The following is a 15552-nucleotide window of genomic DNA, read 5'->3' as shown; positions in this document are numbered from 1 at the left end:
GCCGAACAGCTCCGTGCCGCCGTGCCCACATTGCGCCTGCGCGCAGGACGCCCCGCACCAAACGACATCGCGGTCGCCAGCCGCTGGCTGCTGGCTGCTGAGCGCCAGCGCCGTCGCCTCCATCCTCGAAGCCACGATCCTGCCGCACCGCGACCTACTGCAGACCTTCGTGCGCGTCCTCGGCGGCGACGTCGACCACTTCAACCAACTCCTGGACGACGCCCACCGCGAGACCACCACGTCCGGGCGCAGGGTGCGCAGTGGGACGGGCGGTTCTTTGGCCGCGATCCCTCGCAACGGACAGTTGCCACGTCGTCGGCCAGGTGTAAAGCAGGTCGACTGCGCGCAATCGGCAGGCGCACTCGCCCAGGGCGTCATGCAGATGTTCTACCAGTCGGTCAGGTCCGCTGTTCTACCAGTCGGTCAGGTCCGCGATGAGATCGCAGTGAGGGTCGTCGGGAGACGGCTTCTGGTGCTGCTCTTCTTCGATGAGGCTGGGAAGGGAGGCGATCAAAGCGGTAGGCGTACCGGTGAGGCGAATGTCTGCGCCGATGATGCCTGGGTGGTCGGAGCGCTGCACGTACAGGCGCAACAGGCTGTGTCCCAGAAGTAGAAACCCGATCAGGAAGGGGTTCTCCTCGTCGCCGGGGCCCGACAAGGCGCGCAAGAGGGTGAGTGCCTGGCCCTGTTCGGGTTCTGGGTCCGGGGTGATTTCCTCGGGACGGAGGCGGATGACGGTCATCCCCATGGCTTCGCTGATGTCGCTGCTGCTGTAGAGCTGAGTGCCGGCCAGTACGGTGCGCAGGATGCCGGGGATGTAGTACGGGGCGACGGCGTCGTGGGGAATCTCGTAGAGGAACGTAGCGCCGTCCTCGTCGTCTCCAGCATGGACTGCGATCCGGACGGCGCCTGGGGCGGGCACGACGCCGCGCAGGCGGCAGCCCTCGGCGATGGGGGCGTTGAGGTAGTACAGCAGCAGGCGGCTGACAGCCGCCTGCTGCTCTCGGTCTTCGGAATCGATCACTGATTCATCCATGCGGGGCACTTGTTGTTCGGCTGGTTGCGGCAGAAGGCGTTGACGACGCCGATTTTCTGTCCCCGACCGGCGTCGTACCGTCCGTCCTTAGTCTTGCGGGTGTACTGAACGATCACGACAAACTTAACCTGCGCGGGGCTGCCGCCGGTTCTGATCGCGACGCCGTCATACTCCAACCGCCCGTGGCCGTCATTGCGGTCGACTTTGTCCTTGAGGGCCGCGTTGAGGATGGCACACTTCTTGATGTTGTGCCGGTGGGTGAAGTGGTTCCAGCCGAGCTCGGAATTGCCGTTCCGGGTAACGATCTTGCGTCCGTCGTCATCAGTCGACGTGCAGTGAACCCTCTTGTCGAACGGATTTGGTACGACCGGACCTGGCCTGGCCTGCGCGGTCGTGGATGCACCGGACAGAAGGACTGCGGTAGTCAGGGCAGTGGCCGCTAACGGAATAATCTTCTTCATGGCGCGATCATGACACATACCAAAAGGGCGATCACCATATTTTGGAACACATGCGCATGTCGGTGTCTCGCCAGGCAGGTCAACAGAATTCGGTTACGAGCTCTGTGGAGAGGCCAAGGTCTATCAAGGCTCTCTTGGCACACGAACACCGCGCTCTGGCAATGACCAGTTGGGGGCGGTGCGGAGCCCGCCTGGCACACGGTGTGGGGGTGAAGGCGCCCGACCTCGCGAGGCCGGGCGACGGCGTCTCATACAGCGGCGTCCCCACGACCCGGCTGCCGTCGCCGTCAACGGAGCAGCAGCAGCCCGAACCATTCGGTGTGCCGCGCGAATGCGAGCAGGTCGACGACGTCACGCCACGCTCGCTCCGCGTGCCGTGGGTGGTAGCCGACGCCGGGGACCACGGTGTGGTCGACCGGTAGTGGTGGAAGGCGCCTGTAAGGCGCCGCCGTAGACCACGAGGCGCCCGTCGACGCCCGCGGTCTGCATCTCGGTGGTGAATGCGTCCCGTTGCGCGGGCGGCATGGTCGGGTCTTCCGACCCGAACCCGGCCCACACTGGGCAGCGGATGCGCGCCGTCTCGCCCGGTCGGCCCGTGGTAGTTGCGTTGACTGTCCCGATCGCGCGCGGGTCGACGCCGTCGCGCCCGAGTTCCAGCGCGATTGCGCCCGCGGTGCCGTAGCCGACGGCGGCGATCCGGTCGGGGTCGGTCCGCGGCTCGACGCGGAATGTCGAGCGCCGCGTGGGAGCTTTTGGGATGAACGCGTTTCTGTGACGCGAAGCGCCCCCGCGGCCCAAGGCGGCAGGGGCGCGGTGGAGCTATGAGGCCGGTTCGTACGTCACTGTCTGGCCGGGGCAGCCGATGGCCACATGCCGCAGGGCATCCAGCTCGGCTTCGTCGGAGGCCAGGCCCCAGCGGAGCTTTGTGCCCACCCACTCGGCCACATACCGGCAGTGCACGTCGGCGGCGGGCGGCAGCCACTCGGCCGGGTCCTGGTCAGCCCTGCTCCGGTTCGAGCGAGCGGTGACCGCGACCAGCGACTGCTCGGCGCCCTGGTCGTTGGCGTACTGCTCGCGGCACAGACGCCCGCAGCCGCCCGTCAGCGCCTGCTGGGGATCAGCCCATCGGCCGCCGAGCGATGGGCGGCCGGGTCCGTTGGAACGGCCTACGCGGCCGAGGTGGCCCGCCGATCCTGAGAAGCCGCGCGAGGGGCATTGAGAAGAAATCTTTGCATAGATATCTTCTCGTCATGCCTGAACTACGACCACGCGTGCTGTCTGACATCGACGCGCTCAAGGCCCTCGCTCACCCGCTGCGCCAACAACTGGTGACCTGGCTTCAGCGCCATGGTCCGGCTACGTCCGCCGACCTGGCCGCAGAGTTCGGTGAGGACCGCGGCGCGACCAGCTATCACCTGCGCCAACTGGCCCGGTTCGGGTTCATCGAAGAGGACACGGCCCGCTCATCCGGGCGTCGCAAGTACTGGCGAGCCATCCCACAGGACGTGCGGCTGCCGCGCCGCCCGACGGAACCCGAGGTTGCTCTCGCCGCCGAGGAAATCGGCCGGCAATGGATGGAGCGTGCTGATCGTGACCTGACCGCCTACCTGTCCAACAGAGAAACGTTCGGCGAGTTTGCAGGCAGCGCCATGCACTCCTTCGGCAGCACCATGCTCACCGCTGAGGAACTGGCCCAGTTCGGTGAGGAGTACATCGCCTTCCTCAAACGCTGGGACCGGGAACCCGGTCAGGCACCCCCCGGCAGTCGGCACATCTCCGTGGTGTTCCATGCCTTTCCCACCCCTGACAGCGGGAACGCATCGTGACCGCCCCGACCGCCGAAGGAACCACCGAACGACCCTCGTTATGGCGCAACCGCGAGTTCGTCGCTCTGTGGAGCGGTCAGGTCGTCTCGACCCTGGGCGCCCAGATCAGCGGGACGGCGATGCCACTGCTTGTGCTTGCGACCACTGGATCGCCCTCCGACGCCGGGATCGTCGGAGCCGCCGGCACGCTCCCCTTCCTCATCGCTCACCTGCCGGCCGGAGCGCTGGTGGACCGGTGGAACCGCCGCAAGATCCTGCTGATCAGCGAACTCGTCGCGGGACTGGCACTCTCCACCGTCCCGATCGCCCTGTGGTGGGGCAAACTCACGGTCACGCACCTCTCCGTGATCGCCTTCGTGCAGGGACTGTGCTTCGTCTTCTTCGGGCTGGCCGAGCGCGCCGCACTCCCGAAGATCGTCCCCATCGCACTCCTGTCCACCGCAGTGGCCCATAACGAGGCCAGGAGCCGCGGTGCGGCTCTGGCCGGTCCTCCCCTGGGCGGCATGCTCTTCGGCATCGACCGCGCCATGCCATTCCTGGCCGACGCGGTCTCCTACATCGTTGCCTCCATCGTGCTGCTGTTCATCCGAAGCGACCTGCAGAACCAGACAAAGCCTCCATCGGAGCCTCTGTGGCAGGCGACCACCGCAGGTTTGCTCTGGGTCTGGCGCCACCCCCTCATCCGCGCAGCGATCCTGTTGATCGCCGTCAGCAACATGGTCTTCCAGGCCCTCGTATTGATCCTGGTCGTCCTCGCCCAACACCAAGGCGCCACATCCACCACCATCGGGATGATGCTCGGCATCCACAGCGGTGGCGGTCTGATCGGCGCACTCGCGGCGAGCAGGCTCCATCGTCACTTCAAGCCCAAGACCGTCATCGTCGGCGCCAATTGGATCTGGGCTGCGCTTCTGCCTCTGTTCGCACTCACGTCGAGCCCTCTGCTGATAGGTGCTATCGGTGCTGCCAGCGCGTTCATCGGACCGTTGTGGAACGTTGTGATCATCACCTACACAACCGTCCTGGTTCCCAACGAGCTACTGGGCCGTGTCACCAGCGCGGCCATGACCCTGTCCTGGGGGGTCATGCCGCTGGCCTCCCTCGGTGCCGGATACCTGCTCACCGCCATCGGACCCACCGGCTCCGTGTTCGTGCTTGCCACGGTGATGCTTGTTACCGCGGTCATCGCCTCCGTCAGTCCGGCTGTCCGTCATGCCCCGCCGATCCCCGCGCACGACAAGTCGGCCTAACCTCGACCGCCAACTGCGGAATCCGCCGCCCGGTGCCTGGCTCTATTCCGCGCCCTTGAATATCCGAACCTGCTGCTAGCCCTGGAGAAGATCGCCACCAAGACCGGCAAGGGCCGCTTCTACAAGCTGGCCGACTTCGGCGTCAACGGCGCCTTCCACTCGACATTCTCTGCACTTTGCGATTCCAGACGCCCTGCCTGTAGCTGCTGGAGGTCGGAGCTGGCCCAAATCGGCTTGTCGCTCCAAATCGACTCACCCTAAGGTGGGATTACTTCGACGAGACGCTCCCCAGAAGCATGCCGCAGGGCGGGAGCGTCCCACCTCGCTGAGGTGCCGGAGAGGCGGCAGCAGTCTCTGTCGACCCTTCCCTTCGGAGGTCTCCTTCATGAACATTGGTCTTGGTCTGCCTATCGGCGACCCTGCCACCTTGCTTACCTGGGCCCAGCGCGCCGACGCCGGGCCCTTCAGCACGCTCGGCCTGCTCGACCGGCTCGTCTACCACAACCCTGAACCACTGGTCGCTCTTGCCATCCTCGCGGGCGCCACCTCCCGCATCCGCGTCCAGACGGAGGTGCTGCTCGCCCCGCTGCGCGACACCGCCCTCCTCGCCAAGCAAGCCGCCACCTTGGATCGGATGACCGGTGGCCGCTTGGTCCTCGGCCTGGGCATCGGCGGCCGGGACGACGACCACCAGGTCACGGGCATCGACATGCGCACCCGAGGCCGTCGCCTCGACGAGCAGATGGCGGTGATGCGCCGCCTGTGGTCCGGCGAGCCGTACGGCGACGGCATCGGCCCGATCGGTCCTGCGCCCGCCCGGTCCGGCGGCCCCGAGGTGCTCTTCGGTGGCTTCAAGCCGCCGCCATCGAACGCGTCGCGCGCTGGGGTGACGGCTTCCTCGCAGCAGCAGCGCCCTCCTGGGCAGGCGGCCTGTTCGACACCGTCCGCAGGTTCTGGAAGGAGTACGACCGCGACGGCGAACCGCGTATTGTCGCGCAAGTCAACGTCGCGCTCGGCCCTGCAGACGTGATCTACGACGCCCAGGCCAATATGCACGCGTACTACACCTTCACCGGCATGGCCGATCGGATGGTCGCCGGACTGCTCACGACGCCGAACGAGATCCGCGATGTGATCGCCGGCTTCGCCGATCTCGGCGCCGACGAGGTCATGCTCTATTGCTACGGCCTCGACCCAAGCCAGGTAGACCGCCTTGCTGATGCCCTGTGACGGTGGCATGTATGTGACCGACAGGCCCCCATCAGACCGTGCTGCTGGTCTCAGCGCTTCTGATCACCCCGGCGTGGCGTGGTGCTTTTGATGAGGAACCACGGGAAGCCCGAGGGAGACCGGACCGCTTCGGGCGAAGCGGCGGGCCTGCTCCCGCTTGCCACGCAGGAAGGTGAGGGTGAGGTCGAGTCCGTCGATCTCACCCCGCCAGCCTTCGGCGACAGCACGCTCGCGGCGCGCGAGGAGGTCCTCCTTCGGCGGCGTCGACGTCGTCGTCCACACCGCGGGCATCATGCCGCTCGCCCCCATCGCGCAGATGGACCTGGACGCTTTCGATCGCAGCGAGCGCACTGACCCGTGCCGGGGTCCGGGCCGAGTCCCCTTCGACGACACCCTCGCCGAACACCTCGTCGACCAAGCACTCCACGGCGCAATACCCCACGCAGCATGACTGCCCATGAGGCCGGTCATCACCGACTACACCCCCGCACACACCGCAAACAGGCGTCGTTCACCTCGATATGCCGCGGCAACCGGGACTATCACCAACACCACCGAAGCGGTTCCGCGCGATGCCCAGGACGCGCACGGTGAAGCCGGCGTTGTTGACCAGGATGTCCAGACCGCCCAGCCGATCGACGGTTTCGTATACTCCTGCCTCTGGCGCGGCCGGATCTGCCACATCGACCACGACGGGAATCGTGGCACCGTCGGCCCCGGTGACCGCGGACGCGACGGCTCGGGCGGCGTGGTGGTGACGGTCCGCCACCGCCACTGCCATTCCGTGGCGGGCGAAGTCCAAGGAGACGGCCCGGTCGGGGCGCACCGGCAAAAGTTCAGCAAGGAGAAGTCTGCGGGCACCTTCGACGGCGACGAGGAGCTGTGAAGGCGCCGGTCCGCCCTCGGGGGAACGGCGTGTGGCCCGGGGCCGGTAGTTGCTTCCTGCCGCAATGTCGGCGGGGCGGCCGGGCGTCGTCGGTGCTTGGCCGTGTCCGGCGGATCATGTGGCCGTGATGGCACCAAGTTGGTTCTCGCGGGCCGGACTGCGCCCGGCTGCGAGGCGTTTCTGCCTCTTGGGCATGGGCAGGACCGCCAGTGCGGTGTCTGCAATGTTCCGCAGCGTCTCCGGATCCAGACCGGCCTTGCCTACCGCCTCGATACCGCGGACCACCGTCAGCAGCAGTGCCGCCAACCGCTCCGGATCCGCAGCGCTGTCGATGTCGCCGTGGCGCTGGGCGGCGCTGATCTCCGTCCGCAGCAGGGTCAGCAGTGCCGTCATGGTCTCGGCCGACCGTCCGGCGACCGTCGGATCGTGCTGGGCCAGTTCCGCCGCGCCCTTGGCCAACAGGCACCCGCGGCGCTCGGTGTCGGAGGCGGTGTTCTCCGCCATTAGGTGCACGTATCCCGACAGCCGAGCCAAGGCCTCTGCGTCCGGGCCACCTGCCAGCCGCCCTTCGGCCACCTCAACGACTGCGGTGCACCAGTCGCCGAACACACGGTGGAACAACTTGCCCTTGTCGCCGAATGCGCCGTACAGGCTGCCCTTCCCCAGGCCGGTCGCCTGGGCGATGTCGTCCATCCGGGTTCCTGCATAGCCGGTCGCCCAGAACTGTTCCCGGGCCCGCTCCAGGACTTGGCGTTCGTCGAATGCGCGTGGTCTCGGCATGGTCTCACCCTAACCATTCTTGACTCGATCGTCCATTACTGGCTACGTTATGGACGATCCATTCCACAACTGAAGGGGTTCGACATGCCAGGCGTTCTGCAGGAAAAGGTGGCCGTGATCACCGGAGGGACCAGCGGGATCGGGCTGGCCATCGCCCACCGCTTCGTCCGGGAGGGCGCACGGGTCTTCGTGGGCGCCGCGGGGCCGGACGCCGACCGGTTCGCCGAGGCCGTCGTGCCACTGGGGCGGCTGGCCGACGCCGAGGAAATCGCCGAGGCCGCTCTCTTCCTGGCTTCGGACGCCTCGTCGTTCGTCACCGGCGCCGAACTCTTCGCCGACGGCGGCTACACCCGGGCCTGAACGACGGCCAGTGGTGCGCATCCGGTTCCCGCGAAGCGATGGGGCGCACTCCCGGCCGCGCGTGTGCGTCGTACGAGGCCACGCAGGAGGCCACCCGATGAAGCGCCGTTTCTTTCGACGCTGCGGCCACGCGCCGGCGCCCGCAGCCCCGAGGACCAGGCCGCCGTCGACCAGTTCCGCGCACTGCTCGCCGCCCTGCGCGCCCCCCCGTTATCTTCTTCGCGGTCCTGCAAGAGGGCCGCTGGCCTCCGGGCCCGGCATGGCTGTTCCCCTCTGCCGAACTGATGACCTGGGGGGGGGTGGTGTCACCGGGCCCGGGAAGTGCCGTCAGAGACGCTGATGAGCGCCGTTTCTTTCGACGCTGCGGCCACGCGCCGGCGCCCGCAGCCCCGAGGACCAGGCCGCCGTCGACCAGTTCCGCGCACTGCTCGCCGCCCTGCGCGCCCCCCCGTTATCTTCTTCGCGGTCCTGCAAGAGGGCCGCTGGCCTCCGGGCCCGGCATGGCTGTTCCCCTCTGCCGAACTGATGACCTGGGGGGGGTGGTGTCACCGGGCCCGGGAAGTGCCGTCAGAGACGCTGATGAGTGCCTCTGTGTGTCAAGCGGCAGCAGGGAAAGTCCTGTGGCGGTCGCGTTTGAGGGTGCGGTAGACGACGTTCGACAGGCGCCGCTTGAGGGCCCTGCGGGCCTCCGCAGGCGTCTTGCCTTCGGCGATTTTCCGCAGGTAGTAGTCCTGGCCTCGGCCGCCGTCGCGGATCTGGCAGACCGCGATGATGTGCAGCACGCAGTTCAGCGCGCGGTTGCCTCCGGTGTTGAGGCGGTGGCGGGTGTTCTTGCCGCTGGAGGCGTCCAGGGGTGCTGTGCCGGTGTAGCTGGCGAAGTGGTGCTCGGTGGGGAAGCGGGTGACGTCGCCGACGTGTCCGAGGAGCTTGGCGGCGAACACAGTGCCCAGACCGGGAAGCGCGGTCAGCGCGGTGCGGGCGGCGGCCAGCGCGTCGCGCATCTGGGCTTCGTTGTCACGGACTTGCCGGTCGACGCGCCGCAGGTCGGCAAGCAGATCCCGAGCGAGGTCGCGGCGGCAGCAGTCGGTGGCGGTGGCTGGGCGGATGCCCTTCATGAGGGCGGCGGCCTTCTCCGCGGACAGGCGGGTGGAGGCACCCCCGGGCAACAGGTCTCGCAGCACGGCGTGGAGGCGATTGATGATGCGGGTGCGTTCGTTGACCAAGTCGTCGTGCCGCTCGGTCAGCAGCCGCAGGATCGTCGACTGGTCTTCCGGTTCGACCTTGCGCAGGTCGTGGCGGAAGAGGGCGACCTGGGCGACGTGCAGAGCGTCTGCTGCATCAGTCTTGCGGTCCCCGCCGGTGGCCAGGAGCCGGGCCCGGGCGGAGAGGGTAGAGGGCACGTCCACCACGTGCTCGCCGGCGCAGGCCAGCTGCTGTGCGAGGCTGCGGCCGAGTCCCTTGGCGCCCTCGACGGCGAAGCGGCGTTCCGGCCACCGCTCGCACCAGCTCATCAGCTGGCCGACGGTTCCGGCGTTGACGACGAAGCGCCGCTGGGCGAGCTGGTGTCCGGCGGTGTCGACGGCGACGGCGGTGTGGGACGACTTGTGGGGATCGATACCGATGGTGATCACGTGCACCTTGCCCAGGTCGAACGGGATGGGATGGGTGCGGTGGGCACTCTGACTTGAAGTCTCAGCGTCCATTTGGTCACGCCTCTGTCGAGCCACACCGCGCGGGTGCCGGCCGGCGGCGGCAAACTCATCATGAGCCAGCCCGAGTTGGGGCGGCATGAGGTCACGCGAGCCCGTGCCGGTCGGCACCCTGGACGCTACGGCTGCAGACCGCGCGTCTGGGGTCGATTCAACAAGTCAGAGGCCCGGCCACCGCCCGGTCCGGCGCAATGCCGGACAGCTCGCGGGCGACAGGTCTGCGCCCGGGGTCGGCGTGGATGCTCACGTCGTCGAGAAGGCCGCGGCGTTCGCGTTCCTCGGTGTTCCTCGATCTGCTGCTCGGTCACCGCCAGGCACTCGAAGACGACCTTCGAGCCGGGGTTCTCCGACCACGGCCATCTGGGACGGCAAGAGATCTGCCCCTGACCGGCCGGTCAGGGGCAGTCGTACGTGAAGTGGGTGGTCGCCGGGCGGTGAGTGGGCGAGAGGAGGCGCAGTTCGGCCTGTGCCGTGTAGTGGCCCTTGCCCTGGAAGGTCCACAGCAGGTGCAGGCGGGCCTGTGTCTGGCCCCGGGTCACTACTTCGCGCAGGACGCCCGAGGCGGTGCCGTCGCTTCGGGTCCAGCGGTAGGAGAGGGTGCCCGGCCGGCCGTTGGTGGTGACGAGGGCGATGATGTCCGCTGTGTCGTCGCATCCCAGAACCGTCGGCCGGGCGGTGACCGCCACTGTGCGTGCCGCGACGGACGGTCCTGGGCGCTGCCAGGCGAGGAAGGCGACGACGGCGATCAGAACGAGCGCCGGTAGAGCGTGTCTTCGCAGGCGTCGGCGCGGGGGTGCGAGGGGCGGCGGCACCGTGGTCAGCGTGCTGTGCGTGCGGTGTGCGACGGCCGCCGTCACGCCCGGGCCGAAACGCAGCACGGTGCCTTCGGAACGGTCGGGCAGCGTCGGTGGTGTGGGTGGTGTGAGTGCTGCCGACGGGGCGGCCGGTGTCGGCCAGATCTCCGTTGAGGGTGACCCGACGAGGGTGGCCTCCGGCTCGGGCCTCTGGATCCAGTGGCTGGCCAGCACCGTGGCGCTGTACTCGTCGTCGGCGGGGTAGAGCACCCGGGTGGGCTCGGCGGCGGCCGGGTCGAGCACCCGGGTGGGCTCGGCGTCGGCCGGGTCGAGCACCCGGGTGGGCTCGGCGGCCTCGGCGGAAGCCGGAGTGCGGTCGTCGTCCTGAGTGGTCATCGGAGGCCACATCCCCTGGTCAGAAGCTGCTGCGAGGCGCCGCCGTCGGCGGAGGCCGGCGTGGTCGTGGCCTGCACCGTCCAGTAACAGCCGTTCCCCTGGAAAGTGTGGTCGACGGTGAGTGTGTACTGGGTGGCGCCGCTGCGTCCGAACGTCTGGGACTCGCCGTCCGGGGTGGTGCCGAGCTGTAGCCCGGTGTCGCCCGTGGACCACGAGACGGTGACGGAGATCGGCCCGGTGCCGTCCGTGGTGATGTCGATCGTGGCCGAGGCGGTCGTCGAACCCGTCTGCTGGAAGCTCGACACCGCGATGTCCTTGACGGCTGGCGGGGCCGGGGAGGTGGGGGCAGCGGTCGTCGGTGTCGCCCCGGTGGCCGTCGCGGTGGGTGTCGTGGTCGCCGGGGGCGGAGCCGTGGTGGTGGGCGCGGAGGGCTCGCCAGTGCCGGCTGTCGCCAGGTCCGAGGGCGCCAGGCCGGGTGACACCAGGGACGACGGGGACGACGGGGACGACGGGGAGGGGTCGGCCGACGCGGTAGGGCCGGTAGGTCCTCCCGACTCGAGGCCGGACTGGGCACTGGTGGTGGCCAGGGCCTGCGCCGCCTGCTGCGGATCCGCTCCCGGGGTGCGCTGGACGGCGTAGGACAGGACGACGGCCAGGAGCACGGCCGCACCGGCCACCAGCATCCCCGGCCGGCCGGGCCGCCACGACCGCGCCCAGCCGAGGCCCGGTTCGCGGCCCAGGACCGTACGTGCGGTGTCGGTGGTGGTTCGCGGGGCAGTGCGGGCCGAGGGCAGCAGCAGCGGCAGCAGTGCCGCCAGCGCGGCGAGCCGGCCGCGGCCGCGTTCCTCCCAGTCGGGCCCGTAGGCTGCCCCGGCAACCGCCTCCAGTTCCGTGACGAACTCCTCGGCGTCTCTGGGCCGTTGCTGCGGATCCTTGGCCATACCGCGCCGCACCAGCTCCCGCACCGACTCCGGGACCTCCTCGGCGGGGACGGGCGCGTCGATGTGCTGCAGCGCGAGTTCGGCGAGATTGTCACCCGCGTACGGCTTGTGGCCCGTCAGACACTCGAAGAACGTGGCCGAGGCCGCGTACACGTCGGCGGCGGGAGAGGCGGGCGCGCCGGTCCACTGCTCCGGGGCCATGTAGGCGGGGGTTCCCGCCACGCCGACGCTGGTGCCGACGTCCACCGCAATCCCGAAGTCGACGAGCTTGGACGATCCGTCCGGTACGACCAGGACGTTCGCCGGCTTGTAGTCGCGGTGGACGACGCCGATGCGGTGCGCGTCATGCAGACCGAGCAGCGATCCCTTGAGAAGCACGAGTGCGGCCTCGGGGTCGAGCGGGCCCTGCCCGGCCAGTAGGGTCCGCAGCGAGACGCCGTCGACTAGCTCCATCACGATGGCGGCGCCGTCCGGGCTTTCGACGTACTCGTACAACCCCGTGACGTACGGGCTCTCGAGGCCGCCGAGCAGCCGCGCCTCCGCCCTGAACTCGTGTACGAAGCCCGGCCGGGTGCGCAGTGACTCGCTGAGGTACTTCACCGCGACCGGAACGCCGGTCTCCTCGTGCACGGCCAGGACAACCCGCCCGCTCGCCCCGGATCCGAGCTCCAGTGACTCGGTGTATCCAGGCACTGCCCATGTGTTCATTCCAGCCCCCCAAGGCCGCGCGTGCTGCCGGAAACCCACCGCCACCGGAGCTTCGGCCACGCGCCCAAAGACACATTTTCAGCCACTGCGGTTGCGGTGCGGCAGCCAGGAACCCGGTCCGGGCACCGGCGGCCGACGAACGCTACCTGATCCTTTCAGCCACCCCGGCCGGTATCAATTGGTACGTTTACATAGGTTTCTCTTCATAGGTACCGTGGGGGCGTATTCAGCGAGGCTCATCGGATCCTGAGCATCGACCACTTGGCCGCGGGCCTCGCAGCGTGCCTGCCCGCGCTGAACCGACGTCGAGCGGGGCGTCGACGGCCAGCTGCCCTACCCCAAGCCCCCAGAGCGACAGCTGGCGCTCCTTCGGTACGTCGCCGAACACGACGGCGCCACCGTCCACAAGGCGGCGGGCGCACTTGTGATGAAGCCGAACAACATCAGCGCCATGGTCACCCGCCTCACCGAAGCGGGGCGCCTCGAACGGCACCAGGACAACACCGACAAGCGTGTCGCGCACCTGCGTGTCACCTTCAAGGCCCAGTCAGCTCATCGGCGAGGCCGAGGACGTCGCGGCGCGGCAGCTCAAGTCCGCGCTGCGTACCCTCACCGAAGGCGATCTCGGCGCCCTCGGCTCGGCGCTCGGCGCCCTCGAGGCTCTCACCCGGCGGCTGCGCGACCGCGACGCCGAGGTGGAGACGGCGGCCCGTGCGGTCGCGCCGTCTGACCGGTCCCGACTCCCCGCGTGCTCACCGCCGCTGCCCCTGCCCCTGCCCCTGTCGCACGCAGTCACCGCGCCAACCCCTGGCTGACGCTGGTCGCCGATCGCGTTCGGCCTGTTCATGGTCGGATTCGATTGCCAACGAGCTCACCCAGGTGCTCATCCGATGGACCGCAGAAGGGCAATGGGGCATGGTCGCGGGGGCCTGACCGGCGCTTCACACCTCGACAACCTGGTGAGCCACCAGCACTCCACCGCCTGTGTGAAGACCCGGTCAGGCGGGCTGCCACAGCTCAACCCGGTTGCCCTCAGGATCGGTGACCCAGCCGAATCGACCGACACCCTCCATGTCCTGCGTCTCTTTCGCCACGTCCGCTCCCTTGGCACGCAATTGCGCGAGCATCGCATCCAGGTCACGGACTCGGAAGTTGAGCATGGCCTGCTGGGCGCGGGACCCGAAATAGTCGGTCTCGGACTCGAACGTCGCGAACACCGTCAGCCCGGCTCCCTGACGCCACAGGCCGTTCGCATCAGCGTCCAGGCCCAGGCAATCGCGATACCACGCGCTCAGTGCCGCTGGGTCTGCGGCCCGCATGAAATATCCACCGATTCCAAGCACACGTTCCATACCGCCATCTTGGCAGGACGGCGATCAGGCGGGCCGACACCACGCCATCGTCCGCTTCACCCCCGTCTCAATCGCGGGGCAGCCGCTACTTGCGAGGACCTCTTCGGGCTCCTGTGCCGAGAACAATGGGGAGCGAGCATCTGGCTCTCGCCTGGCTGCTGTTGGAGGCCAGGCGAGAGGCGAAACAGTCCGTCAGGACACCAGGACGGTAACCCAGGGCACTGACACTCCCCCGGATACCGCTCCACTACCGCCAACGCAGGCCTCTCCCACGATCGGGTGCCGGGTGGCAGTCGTCGCATGCTGCGGCCCACCCATGCCGGAGAAAAAGCCGCAGCTTCGACGTCATTGGCCGGGGTGATGCGTCCATCGGCGGCCCAGCAGCCGGCCCGGTGGAGAACCACGGCACGCTGCTCCGGCTTGCCATGGCGCAGAGTTTGAAGGACCCACCGAGGGCCAGCTGCCCGGTTCGGTGGGGACCTGGCCGTGGTCCTCACCCTCTACGGGGGCCACGGCCGTGGCGGGCATGGGCAGCGAAACCTCGTACCACGAGCAGCCGTCGGTGTCCTGCCGACGGGCGTGGAGATGGCCGTGGACAGCCCTGCCCCCCGGGGGGATGACGATCACGCGCAGGGTCGGCTTTTCGGTCACCTATTCGATATTAGCTATGCACCCCGGCCCGGGGTGACGCTGCCGGAAGTCTTGGACACACTCAACTCCGGTGCGGCCAGAACTGGACGCCGTGGTGGTCCAAGCTGCAATGGATGATGTGGATCTGGACAGCAACTCCTGGGAGGGGCGCGTTCCTGGCCGCGCTCACCGGCCACTGGCACCGCAACGCCCGCAACCCGCACCCCCCGGCGCCCCAGGACCGCGCGCCTACCAGCACCGCGCAGCGGCCGCCGCGGCCTCACCCTTCTCGGCTACCGCTTGAGACACCCTCACGGCCGCCTTCTGACCGGAGCCTTCCCAGCCGCTCGACGTCGCACAGGCTGGCGCCGGGCAGGACGGTCGCCCGACGAGCTCAGCCTCGTCCTGGCACCCATCATCGTCAAGGAGTTGCTGCCCATCGTCAGGCGCACCATGGGCGCCGGCAAGGCTCACAGTCAACCCCGACCTTCCGCGTATGCACGACGGAACGCGCCGCCCTCGTGCTCGGGGAGGTCGTAGTGGGTGATGCGGCCGGCCGGCGTCTCGTCGAAATCCCTCATCTCCTGGGAGTTGCGCACGAGGACGCGGTGGGACGACAGCTGCGGTGAGAGGGTGACCAGCCCGGGGCACGGGCGCACGATTCCGTACAGCGAGTGATACCGATCGCGCGAGTACACGGGCACTCCGTAGGCGAAGTGGGCGGCCATGCTCGGCTTCCCGGGAGTCTCCACTCGCAGTTGTTCCTCACGCCAGGCCCGTTCGGCCACCGCGGCGAACCGTTCGTGCCTCTGCTTCTGGGACAGCCGGTAGGTAGGGCGTGTCTCAGAAGTGGTCCGAGGCTGCTGGTTCGATTACTCGTGGTGCAGAGAGGTGAGCCAGCGGTGATCCTGGAACTCGGCAGGCACCTCGTCCTCCCAAGGATCGATCCCGCGGCGCTCCAACTCGTCAAACCATCGGTCCCGCTGCGACTCAGGGAGGCGTCGTCCGCACCAGGGGCAGAAGTCGATCGTGATGCTCGACGTGCCGCCGTCATGAACAATCAGCCCGTACTCCTGAAACTTGGCACTGAAGTCAACCAGCGTGTCAGGACAGGCGAAGGGACCATCGTGCTGGTCGCAGCACACGTTCACGCGGCTGGTCATCGCCTCGCAACAGTGATTGGTCATGACCTC

General features: G+C 68.4%; 15 protein-coding genes and 4 pseudogenes. 6 read left to right on the top strand and 13 right to left on the bottom strand.

Annotated elements, in window-relative coordinates; all coding sequences use genetic code 11:
• Positions 1–412 precede the first annotated feature (412 nt).
• The 4 genes and pseudogenes from OHA64_RS47550 to OHA64_RS47535 all read right to left on the bottom strand — a co-directional run.
• Positions 413–1024, bottom strand: coding sequence for a hypothetical protein (locus OHA64_RS47550; protein ID WP_405623586.1), 612 nt, complete (start codon positions 1022–1024; stop codon positions 413–415).
• The gene (locus OHA64_RS47545) at positions 1021–1497 is read right to left on the bottom strand and encodes a hypothetical protein (RefSeq protein WP_405623585.1); all 477 of its coding nucleotides are present in this window, start codon (positions 1495–1497) and stop codon (positions 1021–1023) included. Before OHA64_RS47545 ends, OHA64_RS47550 begins: the two co-directional genes overlap by 4 nt.
• A gap of 287 nt (positions 1498–1784) precedes the next feature.
• Positions 1785–2242: pseudogene (locus tag OHA64_RS47540) on the bottom strand (dienelactone hydrolase family protein); the annotation flags it as partial.
• Positions 2243–2316: 74 nt separating this feature from the next.
• Positions 2317–2574 (bottom strand): annotated as a pseudogene (locus OHA64_RS47535) (HNH endonuclease); the annotation flags it as partial.
• A 194-nt stretch (positions 2575–2768) separates the two neighbouring features.
• Here OHA64_RS47535 and OHA64_RS47530 point away from each other — a divergent pair.
• The 3 genes and pseudogenes from OHA64_RS47530 (at position 2769) to OHA64_RS47520 (ending at position 5803) form a co-directional block, all read left to right on the top strand.
• On the top strand, positions 2769–3323 hold the full coding sequence (locus tag OHA64_RS47530) for an ArsR/SmtB family transcription factor (RefSeq protein ID WP_405623584.1): 555 nt from the start codon (positions 2769–2771) through the stop codon (positions 3321–3323).
• On the top strand, positions 3320–4573 hold the full coding sequence (locus OHA64_RS47525) for an MFS transporter (protein ID WP_405623583.1): 1254 nt from the start codon (positions 3320–3322) through the stop codon (positions 4571–4573). Before OHA64_RS47530 ends, OHA64_RS47525 begins: the two co-directional genes overlap by 4 nt.
• A gap of 385 nt (positions 4574–4958) precedes the next feature.
• A pseudogene (locus OHA64_RS47520) lies at positions 4959–5803 on the top strand (LLM class flavin-dependent oxidoreductase).
• 63 nt (positions 5804–5866) lie between these two features.
• Here the strand turns inward: OHA64_RS47520 and OHA64_RS47515 are convergent.
• The 3 genes from OHA64_RS47515 to OHA64_RS47505 all read right to left on the bottom strand — a co-directional run bounded on the left by OHA64_RS47515 (position 5867) and on the right by OHA64_RS47505 (position 7469).
• The gene (locus tag OHA64_RS47515; RefSeq protein WP_405623582.1) at positions 5867–6085 is read right to left on the bottom strand and encodes a recombinase; all 219 of its coding nucleotides are present in this window, start codon (positions 6083–6085) and stop codon (positions 5867–5869) included.
• A gap of 229 nt (positions 6086–6314) precedes the next feature.
• Entirely contained in the window at positions 6315–6584 is a 270-nt protein-coding gene (locus OHA64_RS47510) for an SDR family NAD(P)-dependent oxidoreductase (RefSeq protein WP_405624417.1), read from the bottom strand.
• Between the two features lie 219 nt (positions 6585–6803).
• Positions 6804–7469 carry a TetR/AcrR family transcriptional regulator gene (locus OHA64_RS47505; RefSeq protein WP_405623581.1) on the bottom strand — a complete coding sequence of 222 codons (666 nt, stop codon included), beginning with the start codon at positions 7467–7469 and terminating at the stop codon, positions 6804–6806.
• 84 nt (positions 7470–7553) lie between these two features.
• Between OHA64_RS47505 and OHA64_RS47500 the strand changes: the two genes are divergently transcribed.
• Complete coding sequence (locus OHA64_RS47500) at positions 7554–7829, top strand: SDR family oxidoreductase (RefSeq protein WP_405623580.1); 276 nt, start codon at positions 7554–7556, stop codon at positions 7827–7829.
• A gap of 596 nt (positions 7830–8425) precedes the next feature.
• Here the strand turns inward: OHA64_RS47500 and OHA64_RS47495 are convergent.
• From OHA64_RS47495 to OHA64_RS47485, 3 genes are all read right to left on the bottom strand, one after another.
• Complete coding sequence (locus tag OHA64_RS47495) at positions 8426–9532, bottom strand: IS110 family transposase (protein WP_405606644.1); 1107 nt, start codon at positions 9530–9532, stop codon at positions 8426–8428.
• Between the two features lie 401 nt (positions 9533–9933).
• Positions 9934–10728, bottom strand: coding sequence for a hypothetical protein (locus OHA64_RS47490; protein WP_405623579.1), 795 nt, complete (start codon positions 10726–10728; stop codon positions 9934–9936).
• The gene (locus tag OHA64_RS47485; protein WP_405623578.1) at positions 10725–12377 is read right to left on the bottom strand and encodes a serine/threonine-protein kinase; all 1653 of its coding nucleotides are present in this window, start codon (positions 12375–12377) and stop codon (positions 10725–10727) included. The genes OHA64_RS47490 and OHA64_RS47485 overlap by 4 nt, the downstream gene beginning before the upstream one ends.
• A 328-nt stretch (positions 12378–12705) precedes the next feature.
• Here OHA64_RS47485 and OHA64_RS47480 point away from each other — a divergent pair.
• Both OHA64_RS47480 and OHA64_RS47475 read left to right on the top strand, forming a co-directional pair.
• A pseudogene (locus OHA64_RS47480) lies at positions 12706–12834 on the top strand (MarR family transcriptional regulator); the annotation flags it as partial.
• Between the two features lie 70 nt (positions 12835–12904).
• Positions 12905–13192: a hypothetical protein gene (locus OHA64_RS47475; protein ID WP_405623577.1), complete on the top strand. Its 288-nt coding sequence runs from the start codon at positions 12905–12907 to the stop codon at positions 13190–13192.
• Between the two features lie 183 nt (positions 13193–13375).
• Here OHA64_RS47475 and OHA64_RS47470 read toward each other — a convergent pair whose 3' ends face one another.
• The 3 genes from OHA64_RS47470 to OHA64_RS47460 form a co-directional block, all read right to left on the bottom strand.
• Entirely contained in the window at positions 13376–13729 is a 354-nt protein-coding gene (locus tag OHA64_RS47470) for a VOC family protein (RefSeq protein WP_405623576.1), read from the bottom strand.
• 1106 nt (positions 13730–14835) lie between these two features.
• The gene (locus OHA64_RS47465) at positions 14836–15111 is read right to left on the bottom strand and encodes a hypothetical protein (protein WP_405623575.1); all 276 of its coding nucleotides are present in this window, start codon (positions 15109–15111) and stop codon (positions 14836–14838) included.
• Positions 15112–15231: 120 nt separating this feature from the next.
• Positions 15232–15546, bottom strand: a complete 315-nt coding sequence (locus OHA64_RS47460) for a DUF6980 family protein (protein ID WP_405623573.1) — start codon at positions 15544–15546, stop codon at positions 15232–15234.
• Between the last annotated feature and the right edge of the window lie 6 nt (positions 15547–15552).

It is taken from the genome of Streptomyces sp. NBC_00076 (genome assembly GCF_045041235.1).
In the GTDB taxonomy this organism is placed as follows: Bacteria; Actinomycetota; Actinomycetes; order Streptomycetales; family Streptomycetaceae; genus Streptomyces.
Note: the sequence above shows the minus strand (reverse complement) of the source record. Positions and strands in the feature narration are given on the sequence as shown.

Excerpts from the sequence above, each read along its gene's own strand:
- OHA64_RS47500 (WP_405623580.1), top strand. The coding sequence starts at position 7,554 with ATGCCAGGCGTTCTGCAGGAAAAGGTGGCCGTGATCACCGGAGGGACC.
- OHA64_RS47505 (WP_405623581.1), bottom strand. The coding sequence starts at position 7,469 with ATGCCGAGACCACGCGCATTCGACGAACGCCAAGTCCTGGAGCGGGCC.
- OHA64_RS47545 (WP_405623585.1), bottom strand. The coding sequence starts at position 1,497 with ATGAAGAAGATTATTCCGTTAGCGGCCACTGCCCTGACTACCGCAGTC.
- OHA64_RS47510 (WP_405624417.1), bottom strand. The coding sequence starts at position 6,584 with ATGGCAGTGGCGGTGGCGGACCGTCACCACCACGCCGCCCGAGCCGTC.
- OHA64_RS47495 (WP_405606644.1), bottom strand. The coding sequence starts at position 9,532 with ATGGACGCTGAGACTTCAAGTCAGAGTGCCCACCGCACCCATCCCATC.
- OHA64_RS47490 (WP_405623579.1), bottom strand. The coding sequence starts at position 10,728 with ATGACCACTCAGGACGACGACCGCACTCCGGCTTCCGCCGAGGCCGCC.
- OHA64_RS47470 (WP_405623576.1), bottom strand. The coding sequence starts at position 13,729 with ATGGAACGTGTGCTTGGAATCGGTGGATATTTCATGCGGGCCGCAGAC.
- OHA64_RS47460 (WP_405623573.1), bottom strand. The coding sequence starts at position 15,546 with ATGACCAATCACTGTTGCGAGGCGATGACCAGCCGCGTGAACGTGTGC.
- OHA64_RS47485 (WP_405623578.1), bottom strand. The coding sequence starts at position 12,377 with ATGAACACATGGGCAGTGCCTGGATACACCGAGTCACTGGAGCTCGGA.